Source organism: Stutzerimonas zhaodongensis (assembly GCF_003696365.1).
In the GTDB taxonomy this organism is placed as follows: Bacteria; Pseudomonadota; Gammaproteobacteria; order Pseudomonadales; family Pseudomonadaceae; genus Stutzerimonas; species Stutzerimonas zhaodongensis.
Genome location: NZ_RFFM01000001.1, coordinates 1,081,227 through 1,103,603, shown reverse-complemented (window position 1 = coordinate 1,103,603; position 22,377 = coordinate 1,081,227). Strand labels below are relative to the sequence as shown.

Annotated in this window: 23 protein-coding genes; 20 read left to right on the top strand and 3 right to left on the bottom strand. The window is 58.1% G+C overall.

Annotated features, from left to right (window positions below; all coding sequences use genetic code 11):
* Window positions 1-143: 143 nt before the first annotated feature.
* The 8 genes from brnQ (at window position 144) to sstT (ending at window position 9,464) form a co-directional block, all read left to right on the top strand.
* Window positions 144-1,469, top strand: a complete 1,326-nt coding sequence (gene brnQ / locus EA797_RS05055) for a branched-chain amino acid transport system II carrier protein (RefSeq protein ID WP_122164057.1) — start codon at window positions 144-146, stop codon at window positions 1,467-1,469.
* Window positions 1,470-1,528: 59 nt separating this feature from the next.
* A complete protein-coding gene (locus EA797_RS05050; RefSeq protein WP_122164056.1) occupies window positions 1,529-2,254 on the top strand; it encodes a DUF599 domain-containing protein in 726 nt (241 codons plus the stop codon).
* 54 nt (window positions 2,255-2,308) lie between these two features.
* Window positions 2,309-2,764, top strand: a complete 456-nt coding sequence (locus EA797_RS05045) for a PaaI family thioesterase (RefSeq protein ID WP_122164055.1) — start codon at window positions 2,309-2,311, stop codon at window positions 2,762-2,764.
* Window positions 2,761-3,207, top strand: coding sequence for a PaaI family thioesterase (locus EA797_RS05040; protein WP_122164054.1), 447 nt, complete (start codon window positions 2,761-2,763; stop codon window positions 3,205-3,207). Before EA797_RS05045 ends, EA797_RS05040 begins: the two co-directional genes overlap by 4 nt.
* Window positions 3,208-3,250: 43 nt before the next feature.
* Window positions 3,251-4,501, top strand: coding sequence for an MFS transporter (locus EA797_RS05035; protein WP_122164053.1), 1,251 nt, complete (start codon window positions 3,251-3,253; stop codon window positions 4,499-4,501).
* 135 nt (window positions 4,502-4,636) lie between these two features.
* Window positions 4,637-6,544 (top strand): molecular chaperone HtpG, encoded by a 1,908-nt coding sequence (gene htpG, locus EA797_RS05030; protein WP_122164052.1) that lies wholly within the window; start codon window positions 4,637-4,639, stop codon window positions 6,542-6,544.
* 183 nt (window positions 6,545-6,727) lie between these two features.
* On the top strand, window positions 6,728-7,726 hold the full coding sequence (locus tag EA797_RS05025) for an amidohydrolase family protein (RefSeq protein ID WP_244214062.1): 999 nt from the start codon (window positions 6,728-6,730) through the stop codon (window positions 7,724-7,726).
* Window positions 7,727-8,216: 490 nt separating this feature from the next.
* Window positions 8,217-9,464 (top strand): serine/threonine transporter SstT, encoded by a 1,248-nt coding sequence (gene sstT, locus EA797_RS05015; RefSeq protein ID WP_122164049.1) that lies wholly within the window; start codon window positions 8,217-8,219, stop codon window positions 9,462-9,464.
* Window positions 9,465-9,579: 115 nt separating this feature from the next.
* Here the strand turns inward: sstT and fabB are convergent, their stop codons facing one another.
* Both fabB and fabA read right to left on the bottom strand, forming a co-directional pair.
* Window positions 9,580-10,797 carry a beta-ketoacyl-ACP synthase I gene (gene fabB, locus EA797_RS05010; RefSeq protein ID WP_122164048.1) on the bottom strand — a complete coding sequence of 406 codons (1,218 nt, stop codon included), beginning with the start codon at window positions 10,795-10,797 and terminating at the stop codon, window positions 9,580-9,582.
* Window positions 10,798-10,808: 11 nt separating this feature from the next.
* Entirely contained in the window at window positions 10,809-11,324 is a 516-nt protein-coding gene (gene fabA, locus EA797_RS05005) for a 3-hydroxyacyl-[acyl-carrier-protein] dehydratase FabA (protein ID WP_045161538.1), read from the bottom strand.
* Window positions 11,325-11,736: 412 nt separating this feature from the next.
* Here fabA and EA797_RS05000 point away from each other — a divergent pair, with 412 nt between their 5' ends.
* The 8 genes from EA797_RS05000 to EA797_RS04965 all read left to right on the top strand — a co-directional run bounded on the left by EA797_RS05000 (window position 11,737) and on the right by EA797_RS04965 (window position 17,994).
* Window positions 11,737-12,759, top strand: coding sequence for an NAD(P)H-dependent glycerol-3-phosphate dehydrogenase (locus tag EA797_RS05000; protein ID WP_122164047.1), 1,023 nt, complete (start codon window positions 11,737-11,739; stop codon window positions 12,757-12,759).
* A gap of 17 nt (window positions 12,760-12,776) precedes the next feature.
* Window positions 12,777-13,115 (top strand): DUF4389 domain-containing protein, encoded by a 339-nt coding sequence (locus tag EA797_RS04995; protein WP_122164046.1) that lies wholly within the window; start codon window positions 12,777-12,779, stop codon window positions 13,113-13,115.
* Complete coding sequence (gene sixA, locus EA797_RS04990) at window positions 13,112-13,570, top strand: phosphohistidine phosphatase SixA (protein ID WP_122164045.1); 459 nt, start codon at window positions 13,112-13,114, stop codon at window positions 13,568-13,570. The genes EA797_RS04995 and sixA overlap by 4 nt, the downstream gene beginning before the upstream one ends.
* A gap of 71 nt (window positions 13,571-13,641) precedes the next feature.
* Window positions 13,642-14,097, top strand: a complete 456-nt coding sequence (locus EA797_RS04985) for a hotdog fold thioesterase (RefSeq protein WP_122164044.1) — start codon at window positions 13,642-13,644, stop codon at window positions 14,095-14,097.
* Between the two features lie 104 nt (window positions 14,098-14,201).
* Window positions 14,202-15,008: an alpha/beta fold hydrolase gene (locus EA797_RS04980; RefSeq protein WP_122164043.1), complete on the top strand. Its 807-nt coding sequence runs from the start codon at window positions 14,202-14,204 to the stop codon at window positions 15,006-15,008.
* The gene (locus tag EA797_RS04975; protein ID WP_122164042.1) at window positions 15,005-15,862 is read left to right on the top strand and encodes an alpha/beta hydrolase; all 858 of its coding nucleotides are present in this window, start codon (window positions 15,005-15,007) and stop codon (window positions 15,860-15,862) included. Before EA797_RS04980 ends, EA797_RS04975 begins: the two co-directional genes overlap by 4 nt.
* A 172-nt stretch (window positions 15,863-16,034) precedes the next feature.
* On the top strand, window positions 16,035-16,838 hold the full coding sequence (locus EA797_RS04970; RefSeq protein WP_122164041.1) for a DUF4892 domain-containing protein: 804 nt from the start codon (window positions 16,035-16,037) through the stop codon (window positions 16,836-16,838).
* Between the two features lie 79 nt (window positions 16,839-16,917).
* Entirely contained in the window at window positions 16,918-17,994 is a 1,077-nt protein-coding gene (locus tag EA797_RS04965) for an AI-2E family transporter (RefSeq protein ID WP_122164040.1), read from the top strand.
* Here the strand turns inward: EA797_RS04965 and EA797_RS04960 are convergent, their stop codons facing one another.
* Complete coding sequence (locus EA797_RS04960) at window positions 17,995-18,984, bottom strand: patatin-like phospholipase family protein (protein ID WP_122164039.1); 990 nt, start codon at window positions 18,982-18,984, stop codon at window positions 17,995-17,997.
* 207 nt (window positions 18,985-19,191) lie between these two features.
* On the opposite strand from EA797_RS04960, the gene selD reads away from it, so the two are divergent.
* From selD to EA797_RS04940, 4 genes are all read left to right on the top strand, one after another.
* Window positions 19,192-20,226 carry a selenide, water dikinase SelD gene (gene selD / locus EA797_RS04955; RefSeq protein WP_122164038.1) on the top strand — a complete coding sequence of 345 codons (1,035 nt, stop codon included), beginning with the start codon at window positions 19,192-19,194 and terminating at the stop codon, window positions 20,224-20,226.
* Window positions 20,226-21,335: a tRNA 2-selenouridine(34) synthase MnmH gene (gene mnmH / locus EA797_RS04950; protein ID WP_122164037.1), complete on the top strand. Its 1,110-nt coding sequence runs from the start codon at window positions 20,226-20,228 to the stop codon at window positions 21,333-21,335. The genes selD and mnmH overlap by 1 nt, the downstream gene beginning before the upstream one ends.
* Window positions 21,336-21,362: 27 nt before the next feature.
* Window positions 21,363-21,641 (top strand): hypothetical protein, encoded by a 279-nt coding sequence (locus EA797_RS04945; protein WP_122164036.1) that lies wholly within the window; start codon window positions 21,363-21,365, stop codon window positions 21,639-21,641.
* A 72-nt stretch (window positions 21,642-21,713) separates the two neighbouring features.
* A complete protein-coding gene (locus EA797_RS04940; RefSeq protein ID WP_122164035.1) occupies window positions 21,714-22,316 on the top strand; it encodes a flavin reductase family protein in 603 nt (200 codons plus the stop codon).
* Window positions 22,317-22,377: the final 61 nt, after the last annotated feature.

Here is a 22,377-nt window from a genome sequence, read left to right as displayed (position 1 = left end):
CGCCACGCGCTCGCTCTAGAGCGCGATTTCCATTAAGGTGCGTGGCTTTTCTCATCCGGCCGATGCCTGTGGTTTCGGCTGTTTGCAGATACACACCTGGGTGCGTTCGTCGTACCAGAACCCTCCTGTAGTGGTGATAACCGATGACACGATTGAAAGGCCTCGATCTGCTGGCCCTGGGATTCATGACATTCGCGCTTTTTCTGGGCGCTGGAAACATCATCTTTCCGCCTAGTGCTGGTATGGCTGCGGGGCAGTCCATCTGGTTCGCTGCAGCCGGATTTCTGTTAACGGGTGTCGGGCTGCCGTTATTGACCGTAGTGGCATTGGCCCGTGTTGGCGGTGGCATGGATCGGTTGACCGCACCGTTGGGCCGTGTCGCCGGTACTGCGTTGGCTGTAGCTGTTTACCTTGCGATAGGTCCACTATTCGCTACACCCAGGACCGCAGTCGTCTCGTTCGAAATGGGCGTAGCCCCGTTCACGGGCAATTCCGACGTTCCGCTATTCGTCTACACCGTGGTCTTTTTTGCAGCGACCTTGTTCCTGGTATTGAATCCTGGACAACTGGTTAATCGGGTCGGCAAGTTCATTACGCCAGTGCTTTTGGCAGCCTTGCTGGTACTGGGAGGCGCAGCGATTTTTGCCCCGGCAGGCGAGATCGGAGTTACCGCGGTCAGCTATCGCAACGGACCTCTGCTCAAAGGCTTTCTGGAGGGCTACCTGACGATGGATACGCTCGGGGCGCTGGTCTTCGGTATCGTCATCGCCACCGCCATCCGTGATCGTGGCGTTTCAGAGCCGGCGCTGGTGACCCGTTATTCAATGATTGCAGGTGCCATTGCCGCTGCTGGGCTCTCGCTCGTTTATCTGGCGCTTTTCTACCTGGGTGCCACCAGCCAGGGAATTGCGGGAGACGCGCAGAACGGTGTACAGATTCTGACCACTTACGTGCAGCATACTTTCGGCACCACCGGTAGCCTGCTGCTTGCCGTCGTGATCACGCTTGCATGTCTTACGACGGCGGTAGGCCTGACGACCGCCTGTGGGGAGTTCTTCAGTGGTTTGCTTCCCATCAGCTATCGCACGGTGGTCATGGTTTTCACGCTGTTCAGCCTCGCAGTCGCCAATCAGGGGCTAACCCAGCTGATCAGCGTTTCGGTACCAGTGCTGGTCGGCTTGTATCCCTTGGCGATCATGCTTGTTGCATTGAGCCTGCTTGACCGGTTCTGGGTTTCGCCAAGTCGCGTATTCATCCCGGTGATGGCCGTCACGCTGGTATTTGGCATCGCGGATGGTCTCTCCGCAGCCGGTCTGACTGAGTGGGTTCCGGCACTGTTCACTGCGCTTCCGCTCGCTGCAGAAAGTATGGGCTGGTTGGTCCCGGTTCTTGTGACATTGGCGGTCGCCGTAATTCTCGATCGGCTCCTCGGCAATGCTCATGCGGAAAAATCCTCGAGCGCCTCTTGACCAGAGCGATGCGCTCAAGCCAACTCGCATAGTCACGCGACAGTGTTCAGGAGTGCTTCATGTCCGTCCCGAGTCATCTGCTACCGCACCTGATTGCCGTTGTCTGGTTCATCCTGTGCTGGGTTGGATACACCCGATATGCTGGATGGCGCGGTAGGGATACCGCGTGCCTGGCAAGTGTTCTGCATCTTTATCGGCAGGATTGGATGCGCCGCATGTTGTTGCGTGATAACCGTATCGCCGATGCCAACGTGATTGGGAATCTGGAGCGCAATGCGGCTTTTTTCGCGTCCAGCACACTGATCATCCTGGCTGGCATTCTGACCGCGCTGGGTGCTTCGGATCGTGCGGTTTCGTTGCTAGCTGACCTGCCATTTGCACAGCCGGTCAGTCGCGGACTCTCGGAGATCAAGCTGCTCGCGTTGGGTGTGGTCTTCGTCTACGCATTCTTTACATTCAGTTGGTGCATGCGACAGTACAACTTTGCAGCGGTCCTGGTTGCCTCCGCTCCAATGGCCGGGGAGCGCAACGTCAATGATCAGGAGCGCAAATCGTTCGCTGAACGGGCGGCGCGTGTCATTTCAATGGCCGCAAACCAGTTCAATTTCGGCTTGCGTGCCTACTACTTCGGTATGGCAACCCTGGCCTGGTTCATACACCCCTATTTCTTTATGGGGGTTACAACCTTGGTGGTGCTGATCCTGTACCGTCGAGAGTTTCATTCCGATGTGCTTGAAGTGATGGTGTTTACGCCAACTTTGCCCGTCGAAACTCCGAAGGAGTAGGGTGCAGAGGCCGCTCCGTTTAAACTGCCCGGCTTGTTCGATCCGAGAATTCGCATGAGCGATAGTCTGATACTGGAACGCACCCAGCGCTTCCTTTCACTTCTCCGTCACTGCCAGGTGCTTGGCATGAGCGTCGAGCGCGCAAACTCCCAGGGGCTGACCTTGCGTCTCCCGTATAGCGAGATGATTGTCAGCGATCGCGAAAGCGGTTTGGTGCATGGTGGCGCGATAACGACGTTGATGGACACCACCTGCGGTATCTCCACAGCCTGTGCGCTGCCCGAGCTCGAGATCTGCCCGACGTTGGACCTGCGCATCGATTACATGCACTCGGCTGAGCCGAATCACGATGTGTTCGGCTTTGCTGAATGCTACCGGGTCACGCCCACAGTGATCTTCACGCGCGGTGTGGCGTACCAGCGCGACATCAATGAGCCGATCGCCCACGTGGTCGGCGCCTTCATGCGAATGGGCAAGAGCTCTGCCGCGAAAGCACCGGAGCGCCCATGAGCACATTGGATCTGGACGCACTGGTCAAAGAAGCGCACGTCAGCAACGACTACGATGCGCTTCTGCAGACGGTGCCGTACGCCAGGCTCATCGGCATAGAGTGTCTACGGCTCGGCGATGACATGGTGTTCAGGTTGCCGAAGAATCAGGACAACATCGGCAATCCCACACTGCCTGCTCTTCACGGAGGTGTAATTGCCGGCTTCATGGAGCACGCCGCAATGCTCCACCTGCTGATGTTCATGGGTGCGCCACATTTGCCCAAAATCATCGACTTCTCGATAGATTATCTCCGGGCAGGTCTCTATCGTGACACCTTTGCTGCCTGCCAGGTCTGGCGCCAAGGGCGTCGTGTAGCCAACGTTTCGGTTACGGCCTGGCAAACGAATCAGGCCGAGCCCATCGCGACTGCCCGTTGCCACTTCAAGGTCAACGAGCCCTGATACGTCTGGCGGCAGCCACTTGTAGCTGTCTCGAAGGTGTTGAATGGATGCGTTGCTGATACTGGGCGGGCTGCTTTTAATCGTAGCGGGCCTCGTCTGGTTGATCGTTCTGGCGTTTGGAACGAGCTTGTTGTGGGGTGTGGGGAGTCTGCTGCCGCCAGTCGCCGTGGTTTACGCCGTACGTCACTGGGGTGTAGCCCGTAAAGCGATTGGTCTGTCCGCATTGGGATTCATTCCGCTGGTGGTTGGGGTCACCTTGCTCGCCAGCCATGATCCTTCGCGTGTCGAAGCAATCGCCAGCCTGGATTGGTTGAAAAGCGACAGCCAAGTGCATACCAGTCGCTTGGCTATCCGCCTGAACGGGCAGCTTGATGGCCGGCCGTTCAGTCCACAGATCGGTAAGCTCACCGATGGCATGCTCAGATTAAGTGATGGAGACGAGCTTTTCGCACAGCAAGCCGTAAGTATTCGATTTGGGCCTATATCGCCTGGCGGCGTGCAAATCGACGTTCTTCCCCAGGACCCCGATCCTGTGCCGGAAGTCGAGATAAGTTGGATGCAGCCGGAACAGCACCTTCCTGAAGCACGCCTGATCCAGAGTGGCTACACGTTACATCTCAATCTTAAACCGGTGCCGCCAAACAAGTTGGCCGGTGACTTCCATCTGGTTCTGCCTGCCCATTACAACACCAGCCTGAGTGGCCACATCGAGGTGTTCACAGATGATCTGCGCTACCGCGCCGGCCAAGTGGACTTGACCCACGAGTCTGCAGACACGCTCAGGTATCTGGCTCGTGATCACCTGCAACGGCGCTTTCAGACGCAGGCGGTTGAGGTAACCTCGCTGTCGCCGGTCAACTTCTCCAAGCCCATAAAGTCATTGTCAGTAAAAGCGATGGTCAAGGGCGTTCCTGACCAGTACGAGTTGGCAATCGCCAAGGATCATAAGGGTTGGGCGGTAGATGATGACATGTACCCGCCGTTGCCAATTGAGCACGAGGTAATACCGCAGATTGCTGCTTCACAGGCCGAGCCCAATCCAGTCAGCGCCTCTTCGCCCCGCATCGACCGTCGTCAGCGTTTTTCCATCGATCGCCTGCAACGCAACCCGTCTCACTACGATCATCTGTTGATGCGCGCGCATACCGAGCGTGGCGGCGTCGCAGAAGGGCGGTTCGTTGGTATTGATCGAGATGGGAATGTAGCGATTCGACAAGTGCTCAAAGGGCCAGGCGAGGCTATCTATAATCTGGCACCGAACGATATCGTCTTGCTGGAGCTGCTTGAGCCCTAACAAGACGCCAGTTCAGTGCTTTGGAAGAGCGCTTCGTACCGTCGGGCGCACTTGAATTTCGAAGCCAAGCCCCCATCTGCTTGTCATCACCGCAATCGCGGTCCGTGCCATTGACGATGTGGAGTTTGCAAGAAGATGAGTGTGGAGACTCAAAACAAAGAAACCCTGGGCTTCCAGACCGAAGTGAAGCAGCTGCTTCACCTGATGATCCATTCCTTGTACTCGAACAAGGAGATCTTCCTCCGTGAGCTGATTTCCAACGCATCCGACGCTGCCGATAAGCTTCGTTTTGAAGCCCTCGCCAAGCCTGACCTGCTCGAAGGCGGCGCCGATCTGAAGATCCGAGTCAGCTTCGACAAGGAAGCAAAGACGGTAACGCTCGAAGACAACGGCATCGGGATGAACCGTGAGGATGTCATCGCTCATCTGGGGACCATCGCCAAATCCGGTACTGCGGATTTCATGAAGCACCTCACTGGTGACCAGAAAAAGGATTCACACCTGATCGGTCAGTTCGGCGTTGGCTTCTATTCGGCCTTCATCGTTGCGGACCAGGTTGAGGTATTCAGTCGCCGTGCGGGGACCTCCGCCGAAGAGGGCGTCTACTGGTCGTCGAAGGGCGAGGGCGAATTCGAGGTCGCCAACGTAGATAAGCCGGACCGCGGCACGCGCATCGTCCTTCACCTGAAGTCAGGCGAGGATGAATTCGCTGATGGCTGGCGTCTGCGGAACATCATCAAGAAATACTCCGACCATATCGCTCTTCCGATCGAACTACCGAAAGAGTTTCATGGCGAGGAAAAAGACAAGCCGGCCGAGCCTGAGTGGGAAACTGTCAACCGTGCCAGCGCACTCTGGACCCGGCCGCGTACCGAGGTCAAAGACGAGGAGTATCAGGAGTTCTACAAGCACGTCGGCCACGACTTCGAAAACCCATTGGCCTGGAGCCATAACAAGGTCGAGGGCAAGCTTGAGTACACGTCGCTTCTCTTCGTACCCGGCCGTGCACCATTCGACCTGTACCAGCGCGAGGCGCCCAAAGGCCTGAAGCTCTACGTCCAGCGTGTATTCATCATGGATCAGGCAGATGAGTTCCTGCCGCTGTACCTGCGTTTCATCAAAGGTGTCATCGACTCCAATGATCTTTCGCTGAACGTTTCCCGCGAGATCCTGCAGAAGGATCCGGTTATCGATTCAATGAAGTCGGCACTCACCAAGCGCGTGCTGGATATGCTCGACAAGTTGGCAAAGGACAAGCCGGAAGATTACAAGAACTTCTGGAAGCAGTTCGGCCAAGTTCTCAAGGAAGGTCCTGCGGAGGACTTTGCCAATAAAGAGAAAATCGCGGGCTTGCTGCGTTTCTCCTCGACCCATGATGCATCAGGCGAGCAGAGCGTATCTCTGGTCGACTACATGAGCCGCGTCAAGGAAGGACAGGACAAGATTTACTTCCTGACCGGCGAGTCCTACGCTCAGGTCAAGAACAGCCCTCATCTCGAGGTGTTCCGCAAGAAAGGCATCGAAGTACTCTTGTTGACCGACCGTATCGATGAGTGGCTGATGAGCTATCTCACCGAGTTCGATGGCAAGCAGTTCATCGACGTGGCTCGCGGTGACCTTGATCTCGGCAAGCTGGACTCGGAAGAGGATAAGAAGGCTCAGGAAGAAATTGCCAAGGCCAAGGAAGGTCTGGTGGAGCGGCTCAAGACGGCGCTGGGCGATGAAGTTGCAGAGGTGCGTGTATCGCATCGTCTGACCGATTCCCCGGCAATCCTGGCCATCGGCGAGCAGGACCTTGGCTTGCAGATGCGCCAGATTCTCGAAGCCAGCGGGCAAAAAGTGCCTGAGTCCAAGCCGATATTCGAAATCAATCCAGCACACCCGCTGATCGAGAAGCTCGATGGGGAGCCGGATGAGGATCGTTTCGCTGATCTGTCGCACATCCTCTTCGACCAAGCCGCACTGGCAGCCGGGGACAGCCTGAAAGACCCTGCAGCTTATGTGCAACGCCTTAACAAGCTGCTGGTAGAGCTGTCGGCATAAGATATAGCGACACGAAAAAAGCCCGTCGATGACGGGCTTTTTTTTTGCACCATTCGGTCCAGTCCGCGAGTGAATGTGAGGGTGCGTTCTGCAGAGTAGGCGGCCGAATGAACCGCGTTGTGGTGCAGCGGTCTACCCGCTTGGCTGTTAGGAGGTCATCGGTTGTTTAACTTAAGAAAATGCTTGGCGGCAGTTTGTCTTGTCGCTTCAATTGCGCCCGTTCACGCACGCGACTACCACTACAGCGATGCCCATCTGCATTACGTTGATTTCTTTCAGGAAAGCGATGGGATGAAGAGGCTGCTCAAGGCCATGGACGCCGGGAATATTGATCACGTCATGATCAGTGGGATTCCAGTCGCCAAGAAATGGCACGAGAACGAGCCCAAGCGGCCGCGCTATTACGCGGGGGACGACGCTCCGGTGTATTGGTACAGCGCGACCGATGTGGTCGTCGCTGCTGCATTAAAGAAGCTGGACGAGCAACATCGACACAGATTTCATCCGTTTCTCTCCGGCTTCAACCCTAACGACAAGAATGCCGACGCGCATATCCGCCGCATGCTGGAGCTCGACCCAGGCCTATGGCAGGGGCTTGGCGAGATTTTCACGCGTCACGATGACGTCACTGCGTTGACCGAGGGCGACACTCCGCGAGCGAACAATGAAGCGCTGACACGCGTCTACCATCTCGCCGCTGAATACGATCTGCCGGTAATGCTGCATTCCAATATCACGTCCAAACGTGAGCGCAACCCGCTCTATTTGAGCGAGCTTGAGGACGCCTTACGAAACCATCCGCATACGCGCTTCATATGGGCGCACGCAGGCACGAGCATGGAGCTGCATCGCCACCAGGAGAAGCTCGAGTTCCTGCTGCCCACCGTCCAGCGTCTATTGGATGACTATCCTAACCTCTACATCGATCTGTCCTGGACGATGCTTCGTCCCTATCTTCTGGATGAGTCAGACACGCCTGTTCAAGACTGGGTGTCGCTGGTCGAAAAACACCCGACGCGGTTCATGATTGGCTCTGATGTAGTCGGGCGTTTCGAGGGGCTTGGGGATGGCATGCGGGCTTTCGACCCGTTCCTGGATGCGCTCCCCGAAGCGGTAGCTAAGAAGGTGGCGCGAGACAATTTCCTTGCGGTCTTGCCGAAAAAGAAGGCTGAAAAGAATTAGCGGCTATTGGCGGCTTTTCTTGCTGATCTATTTGGCAAAAGCGCCCTCTGCCGAAAACTCTACAGCTCGCTCTTTTCCTGCCATCGTGTTGCTGCCCTGACTACTGGACAGCTTGCGCTGATGGTCACCCCCAGCAATGTGCGGCCGTAGCTCAGGACAAGCGCGGAGTCGTTCAAACTCTGGTCAACATCTGTGATCCATCACTGCGATCCTCCGCTGGTGCCAATCAGACCAGTGCCGCCAGCCAGGAGCTGGCGGCACTGGTCATGGACCTCAACGAGCTGGTCGCGAGATCCGCATTTGATTTTGCTCGCGATTCCACCTGGTGGGCATCGTTGGTCTGGTATCTGCTCAGCCTGGTCGCGAGTGGCTATGCGCCAATGCTGGGCAGATTGGGCAGAGATGCGTACCATTCGGCGTTTTTGCAGGCACCGTATCGTCGCTTCAGCGGCGACGGTCCCGTTTTCGCATCCCACGCCGAGACCTCAGCATGTCCAATCTCTCAACCCAACTCTTCCGCGCTTACAATCGCGTCGGCCTGGTGACACAGATAGTGATCGGCCTCGTTGCGGGCTGTCTGCTGGCTCTGCTGTGGCCGCAGGCTGCCCAATCGGTGAGCTTGCTGGGTGATCTGTTCGTTGCTGGGCTGAAGGCGGTTGCACCCATTCTGGTATTTGTCCTGGTCACGTCCTCGCTTGCCAATCACAAGCGAGGACAACCAACCCATATCCGGCCCATTCTGCTGCTGTATGCATTGGGCACGGTCACTGCTGCCGCGGTTGCGGTCATCGCAAGTTTTGTATTCCCAACCAGCCTCACGCTGGTCAGTCAGGCCAGCGATGTGGTTCCGCCCGAGGGCGTAGGTGCAGTGTTGAAAACCCTGCTGTTCAGCATCGTGGACAATCCCGTTCGTGCTCTGCTTCAAGGTAACTTCATCGGAATTCTGGCCTGGGCTATCGGCCTTGGGTTTGCCTTCCGCCACGCGCGTGAAAGTACGCGTGATCTGATTGCTGACGTGTCCGACGGCGTTACGCTGATCGTCAAGGTTGTTATCCGGTTTGCGCCGCTGGGCATCTTCGGATTGGTTGCTGGGACGCTGGCTGAGTCAGGCTTCGGTGCCCTTGCTGGCTATTTTCAGCTTCTGTTGGTGCTGGTCGGCAGCATGCTGTTCATGGCGCTGGTAGTGAACCCGCTCATTGTCTTCTGGCAAATCCGGCGCAACCCTTATCCGCTGGTTCTGACGTGCTTGCGCGAAAGCGGCATCACTGCGTTTTTCACCCGAAGCTCAGCCGCAAATATCCCGGTCAACATGCAGCTCTGCGAGCGGCTTGGACTGCACAAGGACACCTATTCGGTATCGATTCCTTTAGGAGCGACCATCAACATGGGTGGTGCCGCCATTACCATCACTGTATTGACGCTGGCGGCGGTCAATACGCTGGGTATCGTGGTGGATATCCCGACTGCGATTTTGCTAAGCCTGCTCGCGGCCATATGTGCCTGCGGGGCGTCCGGGGTTGCGGGTGGTTCGCTGCTGCTGATCCCGCTCGCCTGCAGTCTGTTCGGTATCTCCAATGATCTGGCGATGCAGGTTGTGGCGGTTGGGTTCATCATTGGCGTTGTGCAGGACTCTGCGGAAACCGCCTTGAACTCGTCTACCGACGCCCTGTTTACTGCCGCTTCCTGTATCGCTCATGGGGATGTGGCGGTTGAGCGGGGAGAGGGCGCCCAGCACTGACGGTCCGATGAGCTGATATGTGCGGCTTACCGCTCTGGCAATCGCGATGGTAGAGAAGTGAAATACTGAAACGAAAACGGCGCCCTAGGGCGCCGTTTTCGTTTTCGCTTACAGATCAGCCTTTCCAGCGCTTGAGCACTAGCGTGGCATTGGTGCCACCGAAGCCAAAGCTGTTGCTCATGATGGTGTCGATCTTTGCGTTCTCGCGGGTTTCCAGAACGATTGGCAGATCGGCTACTTCCGGATCCAACTCCTCGATATTGGCCGAGCCTGCAATGAAATTGCCTTCCATCATAAGCATCGAGTAGATCGCCTCATGAACCCCAGCAGCGCCCAGCGAATGCCCGGACAGGCTCTTGGTCGAGCTGATGGCCGGGATCTTGTCGCCGAACATGTTGCGTACAGCCTTGGCCTCGGCAACGTCACCGACCGGAGTGGAAGTGCCGTGGGTATTGAGGTAATCGATGTCGCCTTCGACGGTTGCCATGGCCTGCTGCATGCAGCGCAGCGCGCCTTCACCACTTGGGGCAACCATATCGTAGCCGTCGGAAGTGGCGCCGTAACCGACGATTTCGGCATAGATCTTCGCGCCGCGCTTGAGCGCGTGCTCCAGCTCCTCGACCACCACCATGCCGCCACCACCGGCGATAACGAATCCGTCACGCTTGGCATCATAGGCGCGAGATGCTTTCTCGGGCGTCTCGTTGTATTGGCTGGAAAGGGCGCCCATGGCATCGAACAGGCAGCTCTGGCTCCAATGCTCTTCTTCACCGCCACCGGCGAAAACGACGTCCTGCTTGCCCATCTGAATCTGTTCCATCGCATGACCAATGCAATGAGCGCTGGTGGCGCATGCGGATGCGATGGAGTAGTTGATGCCCTTGATGCGGAACGGTGTAGCCAGGCAGGCGGACACCGTGCTGCTCATGGTACGCGGTACGCGATACGGGCCGATGCGCTTGACGCCTTTGTCGCGAAGGATATCGATGGCTTCCATCTGATTGATGGTTGAGGCGCCACCCGAACCTGCGATCAGGCCGATGCGTGGGTTCGAAATATCATCAGCGCTGAGGCCTGAATCCTCCAGTGCCTGCTGCATGGCCAGGTACGCATAAGCCGCAGCATCGCCCATGAAGCGCAGAACCTTGCGGTCAATCAGCTCTTCGAGATTCAGGTCAACTGAGCCGGAGACCTGACTGCGCAGACCCATGTCCGCATAGGCTTGATTGAAGCGAATGCCAGGGCGACTAGCGCGCAGGTTGGCGGAAACGGTGTCTTTGTCATTGCCGAGGCAGGAAACGATACCCAGGCCGGTGATCACGACGCGACGCATGCGGAAATCCTTCAGAAGCTATCGGTAGATGTAAACAGGCCGACACGCAAACCTTCGGCACTGTAGATCTCGCGGCCATCGACGCTCACGGTGCCATCGGCGATGCCGAGGATCAGAGAACGGCTGATGGTGCGTTTGATATGAATGTTGTAGGTGACCTTCTTGGCGGTCGGCAGGACCTGGCCAAAGAACTTCACTTCCCCGGAACCCAGCGCACGACCACGGCCCGGATTGCCTTGCCAGCCAAGATAGAAGCCGACCAGCTGCCACATGGCATCGAGGCCAAGGCAACCGGGCATGACCGGATCACCTTCGAAATGGCAGGCGAAGAACCAGAGATCAGGATTGATATCCAGCTCGGCAACCAACTCGCCCTTGCCATACTTGCCGCCCACTTCGCTGATATGAACGATGCGATCGACCATCAGCATGTTTGGAGCGGGCAGTTGCGCATTACCGGGTCCGAAAAGCTCGCCGCGGCTGCAACGTAGCAAATCTTCCCGAGTAAAGGCCTGTTGTTTGGTCATGCGTATTCCTCAATGGTCCCTTTATGGAGGGCTTGCTGCTTTATCCGACTCGAAACTCGAGAGTCCGATCATAAAGACTAGTCATAGACTGCAACCTTGCGCTGAAAGTCACAGCACAGAAGTTATGGATATTGCTCGTTCCGACCAACTACTGAATGGCCATGGCTGAAACGGGCCGATACTTTAACACTCCTTAACCACGACAACGAACCTGCGACGACCTGACCTCCTATAGACCATTGGGCTATGGGTTCTGCTCGGTAGGCGATGTTGGTGGAGGAAAGATATCTAAATCGGGTTTATCGGACTGTAACTTGATGATTCCATAGAGGGCGGGCTTCGCACTGGTTGTGAGCGAAGCGCTACGTATAATGCCCGCCACTGCCACTCTGTGGTTTACAACGGATTCACCATGACTGAACAGCAACCCATAGCAGTGCTTGGCGGCGGTAGCTTCGGAACCGCCATCGCAAACCTGCTGGCTGAGAACGGCCATAGCGTCCGGCTGTGGATGCGGGATGCCGCCCAGGCGGAATGCATCCGTACGCAACGTCAAAATCCCCGTTACCTCAAGGGCGTGACGGTGCTGCCAGCAGTCGAGCCTGTCACCGACCTCGGGCAGACGCTGGCTGATTGCGACTTGGCATTCGTGGCGCTGCCATCCAGCGCACTTCGACAGGCCTTGTCGCCCTTTGCGACGAAGCTGGCCGGCAAGATGCTCGTCAGTACCACCAAGGGCATCGAAGCCGAGGGTTTTATGCTGATGAGCCAGATCCTGGAGGAGATCGCTCCTGAGGCGAGGATCGGAGTGATATCAGGTCCGAATCTGGCACGGGAGGTAGCGGAACATGCGTTGACCGCTACCGTGGTGGCAAGCAACGACGAAGCGCTATGCCGCTGCGTACAGCAGGCTCTGCACGGTCGAACCTTCCGCGTTTACGCCAGCTCTGACCGCTTTGGCGTGGAGCTTGGTGGTGCTTTGAAGAACGTCTACGCCATCATGGCTGGCATGGCGGCTGCCCTTGGAATGGGGGAGAACACGCGCAGCATGTTGATCACCCGTGCGTTGGCCGAGATGACCCGATTCGCGGTCAAGCTCGGCGCAAATCCCATGACGTTTCTGGGGCTGGCGGGCGTGGGCGACCTGATCGTTACCTGCACGTCTTCCAAGAGTCGCAATTTCCAGGTCGGTTATGCGCTAGGAGAGGGGTTGAGCCTCGAAGAGGCCGTTTCGCGTCTTGGCGAAGTGGCGGAGGGCGTGAATACCATCAAAGTCTTGAAGACCAAAGCAGAGGAGTTGCAGGTCTACATGCCACTGGTCGCGGGCCTGCATGCCATTCTGTTTGAGGGGCGTACGCTGGAACAGGTCATCGCGGTGTTGATGCGCGGCGAGCCGAAGACCGACGTAGATTTCATTTCCACCGACGGTTTCTGAGACGAACGGAGCGATCAATGAATACATCACAACGCAGCGCTGAGCGGGAGTCGCTGATTCTGCGCGCAGTCTGGATGCTGGTTTTCTTTTTTGTCTGGCAGTTGGCTGAACTGGCGCTGCTTGTGGTCGTGGCAACGCAGTTGATCATGCAGGCCGTCAACGGCAAACCGAACGAAGCGCTGCTAGGGCTGGGCGATAGTCTGAGCCAGTATGTAGCCCAGATCGGACGGTTTGGTACCTTCAATACTGACCGTAAACCCTGGCCCATGTCTGATTGGCCGAAGCCTCGCCCGGCCGATAGAGAGACTGTTGCTCCTGTCGCCCCAACCCCCGCCGAGCAGGAGCCACAGCCATGAAGTTGTGGCTGTTGCGGCATGGCGAGGCCGAACCCAAGGCGAGAACCGACGCGGAGCGTAACCTGACTGAAAACGGGCGCATGGAAGTCCAGAGCGCGGCCGCCCACCTGCAGGATCAACCTTTGCAGGCCATCCTGGTCAGCCCTTATCAACGAGCCCAGCAGACGGCTGAAATCGTCCGGCAAGTGCTAGGATTTTCCGGCCCGGTAGAGACCGTACCCTGGCTGACGCCCGAATCTGATCCGGGTGATGCGATGCTCTACCTCGACCGCCGTAGTGAGCAGCGCCTCCTGCTCGTTACGCACCAGCCATTTGTTGGTGTGCTTGGCGGCTGGCTGGTCAATGGTCATCGCGATACTCCAATACCCATGGCCACTGCGAGTCTGGCCGAGCTGGAGGGAGAGTACATCGCGACAGGCCTGATGCGCCTGACTGCCCTACGGCACCCATCCTGAACGCGGCACGTGCCTTGGCACTGCTAATCAACAGCGATCGTAGAAAAATAAACAATAATGGAGAGCCGCACTTGAGCATTTGGCAACGACCCCCGGATCTGCAACAACTCAACGAAAACCGCAAGAACACCATCGTAGAGCTGCTCGATATCCGTTTCGAAGCGTTCGATGAGGATTCAATCACAGCGAGCATGGTCGTCGATTCCCGCACTCACCAGCCCTACGGCCTGTTGCACGGCGGCGCTTCGGTTGTGCTGGCGGAAACTGCCGGCTCGATGGCCAGCTACCTTTGTATCGATCCTGAGCAGTTCTATTGTGTCGGGCTTGAAGTTAACGCAAACCATCTTCGTGCATTGCGCAGCGGCCGCGTGACCGCTGTATGTCGCCCGGTTCATCTCGGCCGTTCCAGCCATGTCTGGGACATCCGCCTGAGTGGCGATGATGGCAAGCTCAGCTGTATATCGCGCTTGACCGTAGCGGTTGTTCCTTTGGGAGACACCAGCCCAAGGCGGTTGGAGGCGTCGTAGACGCCTCGTTTGGCAGGACTGCCTTGCGTTCTGCCGTTCCGGCCGATTGCCGTAAGCGGAAGGGGGCCAGACAATGACCCACTTCCTCAAGTCGCATCGAACTCATGACGCAACGCATCTTTTTCGCCCATGCCAACGGCTTTCCATCAGCTACCTATCGCAAGTTGTTCGAGGCACTGACGCCTGAGTACGTCGTCACTCATCTCGACCAGCACGGGCACGACCCGCGCTTCCCGGTGGATGACAACTGGCAGAACCTGGTGCAGGAGCTGCTCGAGCGGCTTGCCGCGCTGGAAGAGCCAGTCTGGGGGGTAGGGCACTCGCTAGGTGGCATGTTGCACTATCACGCTGCCTTGCAGCGGCCGGAACTTTATCGCGGCGTAGTCATGCTCGATTCGCCAATGCCCACCTGGCTGGACCAGACGCTGATCTGGGCGGCCAAGCGCTTCGGCTTCATCGATCACCTGACGCCGGCAGGGCGAACGTTGGGGCGTCGCGAACAGTTCAGCTGCGAAGAAGAGGCGCGGCGATATTTCAATAGCAAGCCTTTATTCCGCGCGTTCGACCCTGACTGTCTCGACGCTTACGTGGAGCATGGGCTGGAGCCCACGGCTCAGGGGCTACGGCTTCGCTTCGACCCTGAGACCGAAATTCGTATCTATCGAAGCGTGCCCCATATTACGCCGGGATGGCCCCATGCACTGAAGATACCTCTGGCCGTTGTGCGGGGGCGTCAAAGCCGAGTGGTGCTGCCTCACCATGCCTACTTGCTACGGTTGGTCTCCCAAGGCGAATCCCACACTCTGCCTGGCGGCCACATGTTTCCACTTGAACGGCCGCATGAAACGGCAATCCTGCTCAAACAGGTATTCAGTCGCTGGAGCGAGCTGGATAGACGAGGTGCTGCATGAGTGTTCCGTTCGAAGAAATCCGCTTGAGCTTGCCGCACATAGAAGTCGCGGCGCATTTGTATGGTCCCGAGCGAGGCCAGCCGGTGATTGCTCTTCACGGGTGGTTGGACAATGCCGCCACATTCTCGCGATTGGCACCGCTTCTCGATGGCGTGCGTATCGTTGCGCTTGATCTCCCCGGGCACGGGCATTCCGATCACCGCCCGCCAGGCGCGGCGTACAACATCTGGGATTACGCCCACGACGTGCTGCAGACAGCCGAGCAGTTCGGCTGGAAACGCTTTTCCCTCCTTGGCCATTCAATGGGCGCTATTGTTTCCGTACTGCTCGCTGGAGCCATGCCGGATCGAATCGAGCGTCTTGCATTGATCGATGGTGCGATTCCCTATACGGGCGAAGCCGACACGGCACCACAGAAGCTTGGCGAATCCCTTCAAGCGCTGCTCGAAGTCGATGACAAACGTAAGCCGGTATATGACAGTTTCGAGCAAGCCATAGCAGCACGGATGAAAGGCGTCGGCGCAGTCAGCCACGAAGCGGCCGAGTCGCTCGCCCTGAGGGGGCTGATGCCGGTTCCCGGCGGTTATACCTGGCGTACCGATGCCCGTCTGATGCTGCCATCGCCAATGCGGCTGACTCGTGCACACGCCTTGGCATTCGTACATCGCGTGGCATGCCCTGCAAGCCTGGTCCTGGCAGAGCAGGGGCTGATGACCCAGCCCGCTATGCTCGAACTGATCGAGACCTTTCCATTTGCTCGGAACCGTCTTCCAGGTGGCCATCACCTGCACCTGGATGACCAGCCCGGCGCCGAAGCGGTAGCAGCCATTTTCAACCCGTTCTTCGCAGCCTGATTCGAGGCCGGTTGCGTTTACGCAAGAATCTGTCGCAAAGCCTTGCTTGACTTGCTTTTCCCAACTGGCGAGGCTGGGCCATCGCTTTAGCAGGGACCACCTCGATGATCGACCTCATTACCTCTTCCATGCCCCAGATCGCGCCGTCGCTGGTGATCCGTTGAGGTGCCGCATGCGAGCCATTGGACTGACCGCATTGATGGTGGCCTCAGCAGCTGTCAGCGCTGCTGACGTGCCGGGCAGCCGGGATTTCGACTCGCTTTCGCGATACCCGCAATCCGAGATCGTGGCATTCAAGGAAGGGCCGGTTCTGGAGCGGACCTATCCGCTGGACTCGATTCGGCGGATCAGTGGCCAGGTACGCACCAGCGATCAGATCAGCGCTAGCGGTCAGCTGACCGCTGTTACTTACCAGCTACCGGCCGTCCATACGGGTATCGAGGCGTTCGAGCGGACGCGGAACAGCCTATTGGAAGAAGGTGCAGAGCTACTTTTCTGGTGTGAGGGGCGCGAATGCGGGTCCAGTAGTCTCTGGGCCAACGACGTGTTTCAGCGCTCGTCACTGTACGGCCCTGAGGCCAGGCAGGCTTATCTGCTGGCGCGGCTGCCCGGCGAGTCGGAGCGCTTCTTGGCGCTGTACGGCATCACGCGAGGCAACGGGCGTTCATATCTGCAAGTGGAGGCGTTTGCGCCGGATGAGCCGCTGGGAATCATCCTGCCGAACCCGGCCACGCTACTGCGCCAACTGAAGAGCACAGGTGAGCTCTGGTTGCCGCGTTTGCCACAAGAACCCACAGCAGAGTGGGGCGCATTGCTGGCCAACGTCTTGCGTCTCGACAGTACCGTGCGAGTTTCCTTGGAAGGCAAAGGCGCTGCCGGCTGGTATGAGGCTTTGACACAAGAGCGTGTCAAGGCGCGGCGGATGGAGGCAGAGGCATCCGATGAGGATGGCCTGCGCATCAAACTATTGCGCTAAGTGTGCGCTTCAGACTGCAATAGGCTTCCTCCCGGTGCGCTTGTTCTATGGCGCACCTTGTCCATCCATAGGTAACACCATGCTCAACAACGATCGTCTGCTGGTGCAGATTCTGCTCCTGGTGCTGCTCGGCGCCTGCGTGTGGGTGCTCGCACCCTTCGTCTCTGCGCTGTTCTGGGCAGCAGTATTGGCGTTCGCCAGTTGGCCGGTCATGCGGGTGCTGACCCGTTGGCTCAACGGCAACTCGACGTTGGCAGCGACGCTGCTGACGGTCGGCTGGATGGTGTTGGTTGCCGTTCCCCTGGTCTGCCTGGGCTTCAACATCGCCGATCACATCCGCGAGGTGAACGTGCTGGTGCACAACCTTCAGGTCCAGGGCCTGCCAGCACCTCCGCAATGGCTGGGTGAATTACCGCTGATCGGTGACAGCCTGCTCAATCTCTGGAGCACGCTGGACGAGCAGGGCACGGCCCTGTTTGCCACAATCCGGCCCTATGTCGGTCAGGTCGGCAACTGGTTGCTGGTACGCAGTGCACGTATCGGTGGCGGGATGCTGGAACTGGCGCTGAGCCTGGTGCTGGTGTTCTTCTTCTACCGTGACGGTCCCAAACTTGCGGCTTTCGTCCACAGCCTGCTTCACCGCTTGATCGGTGATCGCGCCGACCATTACCTTGAGCTTGTGGCTGGTACGGTTCAGCGTGTCGTCAACGGTGTGATCGGCACTGCTGCTGCCCAAGCGATCCTGGCGTACGTAGGGTTCACCATTGCCGGCATTCCGGGTGCGCTGATCCTTGGATTGTTGACCTTCGCTTTCAGTTTTCTGATGGTTCCGCCGCTGATCTGGGGGCCTGCAGTCGCCTGGCTCGCTTGGCAGGGCCAATACGGCATGGCGGTGTTTCTCGGGATCTGGGGCATGTTCATCATCAGCGGTGTGGACAATGTCCTTAAGCCTTATCTGATCAGTCGTGGCGGTAATCTGCCGCTGGTAGTGGTTCTACTTGGCGTGTTCGGCGGGGTACTGGCGTTCGGTTTCATGGGCTTGTTCCTTGGCCCCACGTTGCTTGCGGTCGCCTACAGCCTGCTTGGTGATTGGCTGATCAAGGAGATGCCGGAAGCTGCCGCAGCGGAGACACCTCAAGTCTCAAAGGGACAATGACTACAGCTGCTCTTGCTCATACTTGTCCAGCGTGTCACGGGCGATGATCTGGCCGAGCTTGATCAGCTCCGGCGCTTTGTAGAATTCATAGAAGCGACACGCGCGCTTGGGGATGTTGATTAGGACGTTCGGTGGGTAGCCGGCAATCTTGTACTGAGTCAGCGAGGATTGCATCACCTCGAAACTCTGGTTGATCAGCTCAAGCAGCGAGGCGGGGCCGCCCACATCCACCACCATCGAACCTTCCGCAGATTTCGGAGCGCTTTGCGCCGATGGTGCGCCAGGCGGCTGGGCGTCTGCGCCGGATGCCTCGACCCCATTGAGCTCCGCAATCTGCTCTTCCAGCCCCTTGCTGCGCCAGAAGGGTATATGCGAGCTGATCGAGCTGACCATGGCGTCGAAGCGACCCGGTCGGATTACTTCCGGCAGCGGATACTGCCGATGATTGTTCGCATTGAGGTTGACCGCGATGATGAGGTCACTATGGCTGGAAACCACCGGTACGATCGGTAAGGGATTGAGAATCCCCCCGTCAACCAGCATCCGGTTGCCCTGCATCACCGGGGTAAACAGGCTTGGAATAGCTGCCGAAGCTCGCATCGCCAGTTCCAGATTGCCTTCCTGAAACCAGATTTCCTGTTGATTGGTCAAGTCAGCCGCGACGGCGGTGAACGGAATCGGCAGGTCTTCGATATTGATCGAGCCCAGCATCTCCCGGATGCGGCCGAATATCTTCTCGCCGCGTATCGCGCCAAGGCTGAAACTAGGGTCGACCAGCCGCAGCATATCGAGGTAGTCCAGGCTCTCGATCCAGTCGCGATACTCATCCAGCTTTCCGGCTGCATAGATCCCACCTACCACCGCACCCATGGAGCAGCCTGCAATGCAGCTGATTTCATAACCGCGCGCCGTGAGCTCTTCGATTACACCGATGTGCGCATACCCGCGCGCGCCACCCGAACCCAATACCAGTGCGACCTTGTTGCCCATGCGATTCTCCCTTTGGCAGTGGCCCTAGCTTCAAGGCTCATGGCCGTGTCATCAAGGGGTGATGGTGCCTAAATGCTTTCGATCGAGGCTTCGGCCAACAAGTCAATCGCCGCGTTGCGGGACTCGACCACATGGCGAATGCCGTCCTCCGATGGGCTTCTTGCTACAATCGGCGCCCGTTCTGCCAGCATCACGAGAGCCTTCCAGATGAGCGAAACCATCCGCCTCACGCAATACAGCCACGGTGCCGGCTGCGGCTGCAAAATCTCACCCAAGGTGTTGGATGTCATCCTCGCAGGCAGCGGGGCACAGAACCTCGATCCGCGTCTGTGGGTCGGTAACGCGTCGCGTGACGATGCCGCGGTTTACGGGATCGATGACGAGCGTGGCGTGGTATCGACTACAGATTTCTTCATGCCCATCGTCGACGACCCGTTCGATTTCGGTCGCATCGCTGCCACCAATGCCATCAGCGATATCTACGCGATGGGCGGGGACCCATTGATGGCTATCGCCATTCTTGGCTGGCCCGTTAACCTGCTGCCACCGGAGGTCGCTCGCGAGGTGATTGCTGGTGGGCGAGCCGTGTGTGACGCCGCTGGAATCCCCCTGGCTGGCGGCCATTCGATAGATGCCCCCGAGCCCATCTTCGGCCTGGCCGTGACCGGACTGGTGAACAAGGCGCAGATGAAGCGAAACGATACGGCGACCGCAGGATGCCGGCTCTATCTGACCAAGCCGCTAGGTATCGGCATCCTGACGACAGCAGAAAAGAAAGCGAAATTGCGCGCCGAGGACATCGGGCTCGCCAGGGACTGGATGTGCACCCTGAACACACCCGGCAGCCGTTTCGGCAAGCTCGCGGGTGTGCGCGCCATGACAGATGTGACCGGTTTTGGCCTGCTTGGCCATTTGGTGGAAATGGCCGACGGCAGCGGGCTGACAGCCGAGATCGAATACGCGCGAGTCCCGCGTCTGCCAGGGGTGGAGTATTACCTTGAACAAGGCTGTGTGCCGGGCGGCACGGGGCGCAACTTCGATAGCTACGGCGAGCGCATCGGTGCGCTCGACGAGGCCCACAAGCAACTGCTGTGTGACCCACAGACCAGCGGGGGGCTTCTGGTGGCCGTCGATCCAGAAGGTGAGAATGAGTTCCTTGCCCTTGCAGCTGAGCTTGGCCTCACTCTTGAGCCGATCGGGCAGATGGTCGAAGCCGGCGCCTTTGCTGTCGAGGTTCGTTGATGCGTCGCGATACCGACAATTTCCGCGAGCTGTTCCTCAATGACGTGCCGATGATGGATGCCCGGGCCCCGGTCGAGTTCGCCAAAGGCGCATTTCCGGGCACCGTCAATTTGCCGCTGATGAATGATATCGAGCGGCAGAAGGTAGGCACCTGCTACAAGCAGCAGGGTCAACAAGCAGCCATCGAGCTCGGTCATCGGCTGGTCAGCGGCCAGGTCAAGACCGAGCGTATCCAGGCGTGGGTCGACTTCACCCGCAATCACCCGCATGGCTACATCTATTGCTTCCGTGGCGGACTGCGTTCGCAACTTGTCCAGCATTGGCTAAAAAGCGAGGCGGGTATCGACTACCCACGCGTTACGGGTGGCTACAAGGCAATGCGTCATTTCCTTCTGGAAACCGTCGAACAGGCCGCTGCGCAGGACGACTTCGTGCTGGTGGGAGGCATGACGGGCACTGGCAAAACCGAAGTCCTTGCGAGGCTGGACGACAGCGTCGATCTCGAGGGTATCGCCAATCATCGGGGGTCAAGCTTCGGCAAGCGCGCCACACCGCAACCGGTGCAGATCGACTTCGAGAACATGCTCGCCATCCGCTTGCTGAAGATGCAGGCCGCCGGCGCGCGGCAGTTCATCCTCGAAGACGAAGCGCGGCTTGTCGGGCGGTGTTCGATACCTTTGCCATTATTTGAGGGGATGAAGAACTACCCGTTGGTATGGCTGGAGGACAGCCTGCCAGGACGGATCGACCGGATTCTCAAGGATTATGTGATCGACCTCTGTGCCGAATTTGTCATCGAACAGGGCGAGCAAGGATTCACGGCCTTCGCCGAGCGTTTGCAGGAAAGTCTGGTCAATATCAGCAAGCGGCTGGGTGGCGATTGCTACAAGCGCCTGGCCGCGGTAATGGATCAGGCGCTTGCCGAGCAGGCGAATACCGGAGCAGTCGATCTGCACCGGGAGTGGATCGAAGCGCTGCTTAAGCAGTACTACGATCCGATGTATGTCTACCAGCGTGAAAGCAAGGCCGCTCGCATCGAGTTCGCTGGGGAGCAGGAAGCGGTAGTGGAGTATTTGCGCGAGCGTGGCACGCGCTTGAAACAACATTAAGCAGGTCTCGAAAACGAGGATGTATCGATGAAAAACATGATCTGTTTGTCGCTCATAGCGCTGGCCTTGACCGGTTGCGCAGGCAAGACGGCTTATCGGGACAGCTGCGCATCACAGCTGAATGCCGCGTGGGAAGAGCAGAGTCTTGCAGAAGCAGAAGGGTTTGCCGGGACTGTCAGCTATTCCAAGGCGATGGCACTGCTGACCGGGGCCAAGACCCAGCAGCAGTTCGAGGCCTATCAGGGCTGTGTGGAAAAGGCCAAAAAAGCACGGTTCTATCTTCGCGAGTCGCGTGCCGGTCGTTGACTTCAGGCGGCACCTGTTCAGGTGCCGCATCCTTTGCCCAGCGCGAATGCCTGGGAGCAGCAGGATTATCGAATGCAAGTCGAGTTCTCATCCCTTTCGCCTGTCGAAGCCTACCGTTGGCTGACTTCCACTATCACACCACGACCGATCGCCTGGGTTTCTACCCGTTCACTCGATGGCGTGAGCAACTTGGCGCCGTTCAGCTTTTTTCAGGTGATCAGTAGCGATCCGCCGACACTGCTGATCAATGTCGGTTTGAAGGATGGTCAGCCAAAGGACACGGCGCGTAACGCGCGCGACACAGGGGAGCTTGTCATCCAGCTGGTGAGCGCTGATCAGGCAAATGCGATGAATGCCTCTGCCGCGACATTGCCGCATGGGCTCAGCGAGTTCGAGCATTGTGGGATCGCGAGCGAATCAGCCCATCGGGTAACGGTTCAGCGAGTTGCCGGCGCGCCGGTTGCCTTCGAGTGCCGTGTCGCCCAGATCCTGCCCTATCCGGAGCAGACGCCCAATTGCGAGCTCATCTTCGCGGAAGTGTTGCTCGCGCACATCGACGACAGGGTGCTCGACGATTCGGGGCGAATTGATCCTGCTCGTCTTGATCTGGTTGGCCGCCTGGGCGGTAGCAGCTACAGCTATACACGTGATGGCTTTCAGCTGAAGCGTCCGTGAACTGCTGAAACGCGTAGACCCAGAACTCGACAGGCCGCTTTATCATGCGGCTCGGTGTTAA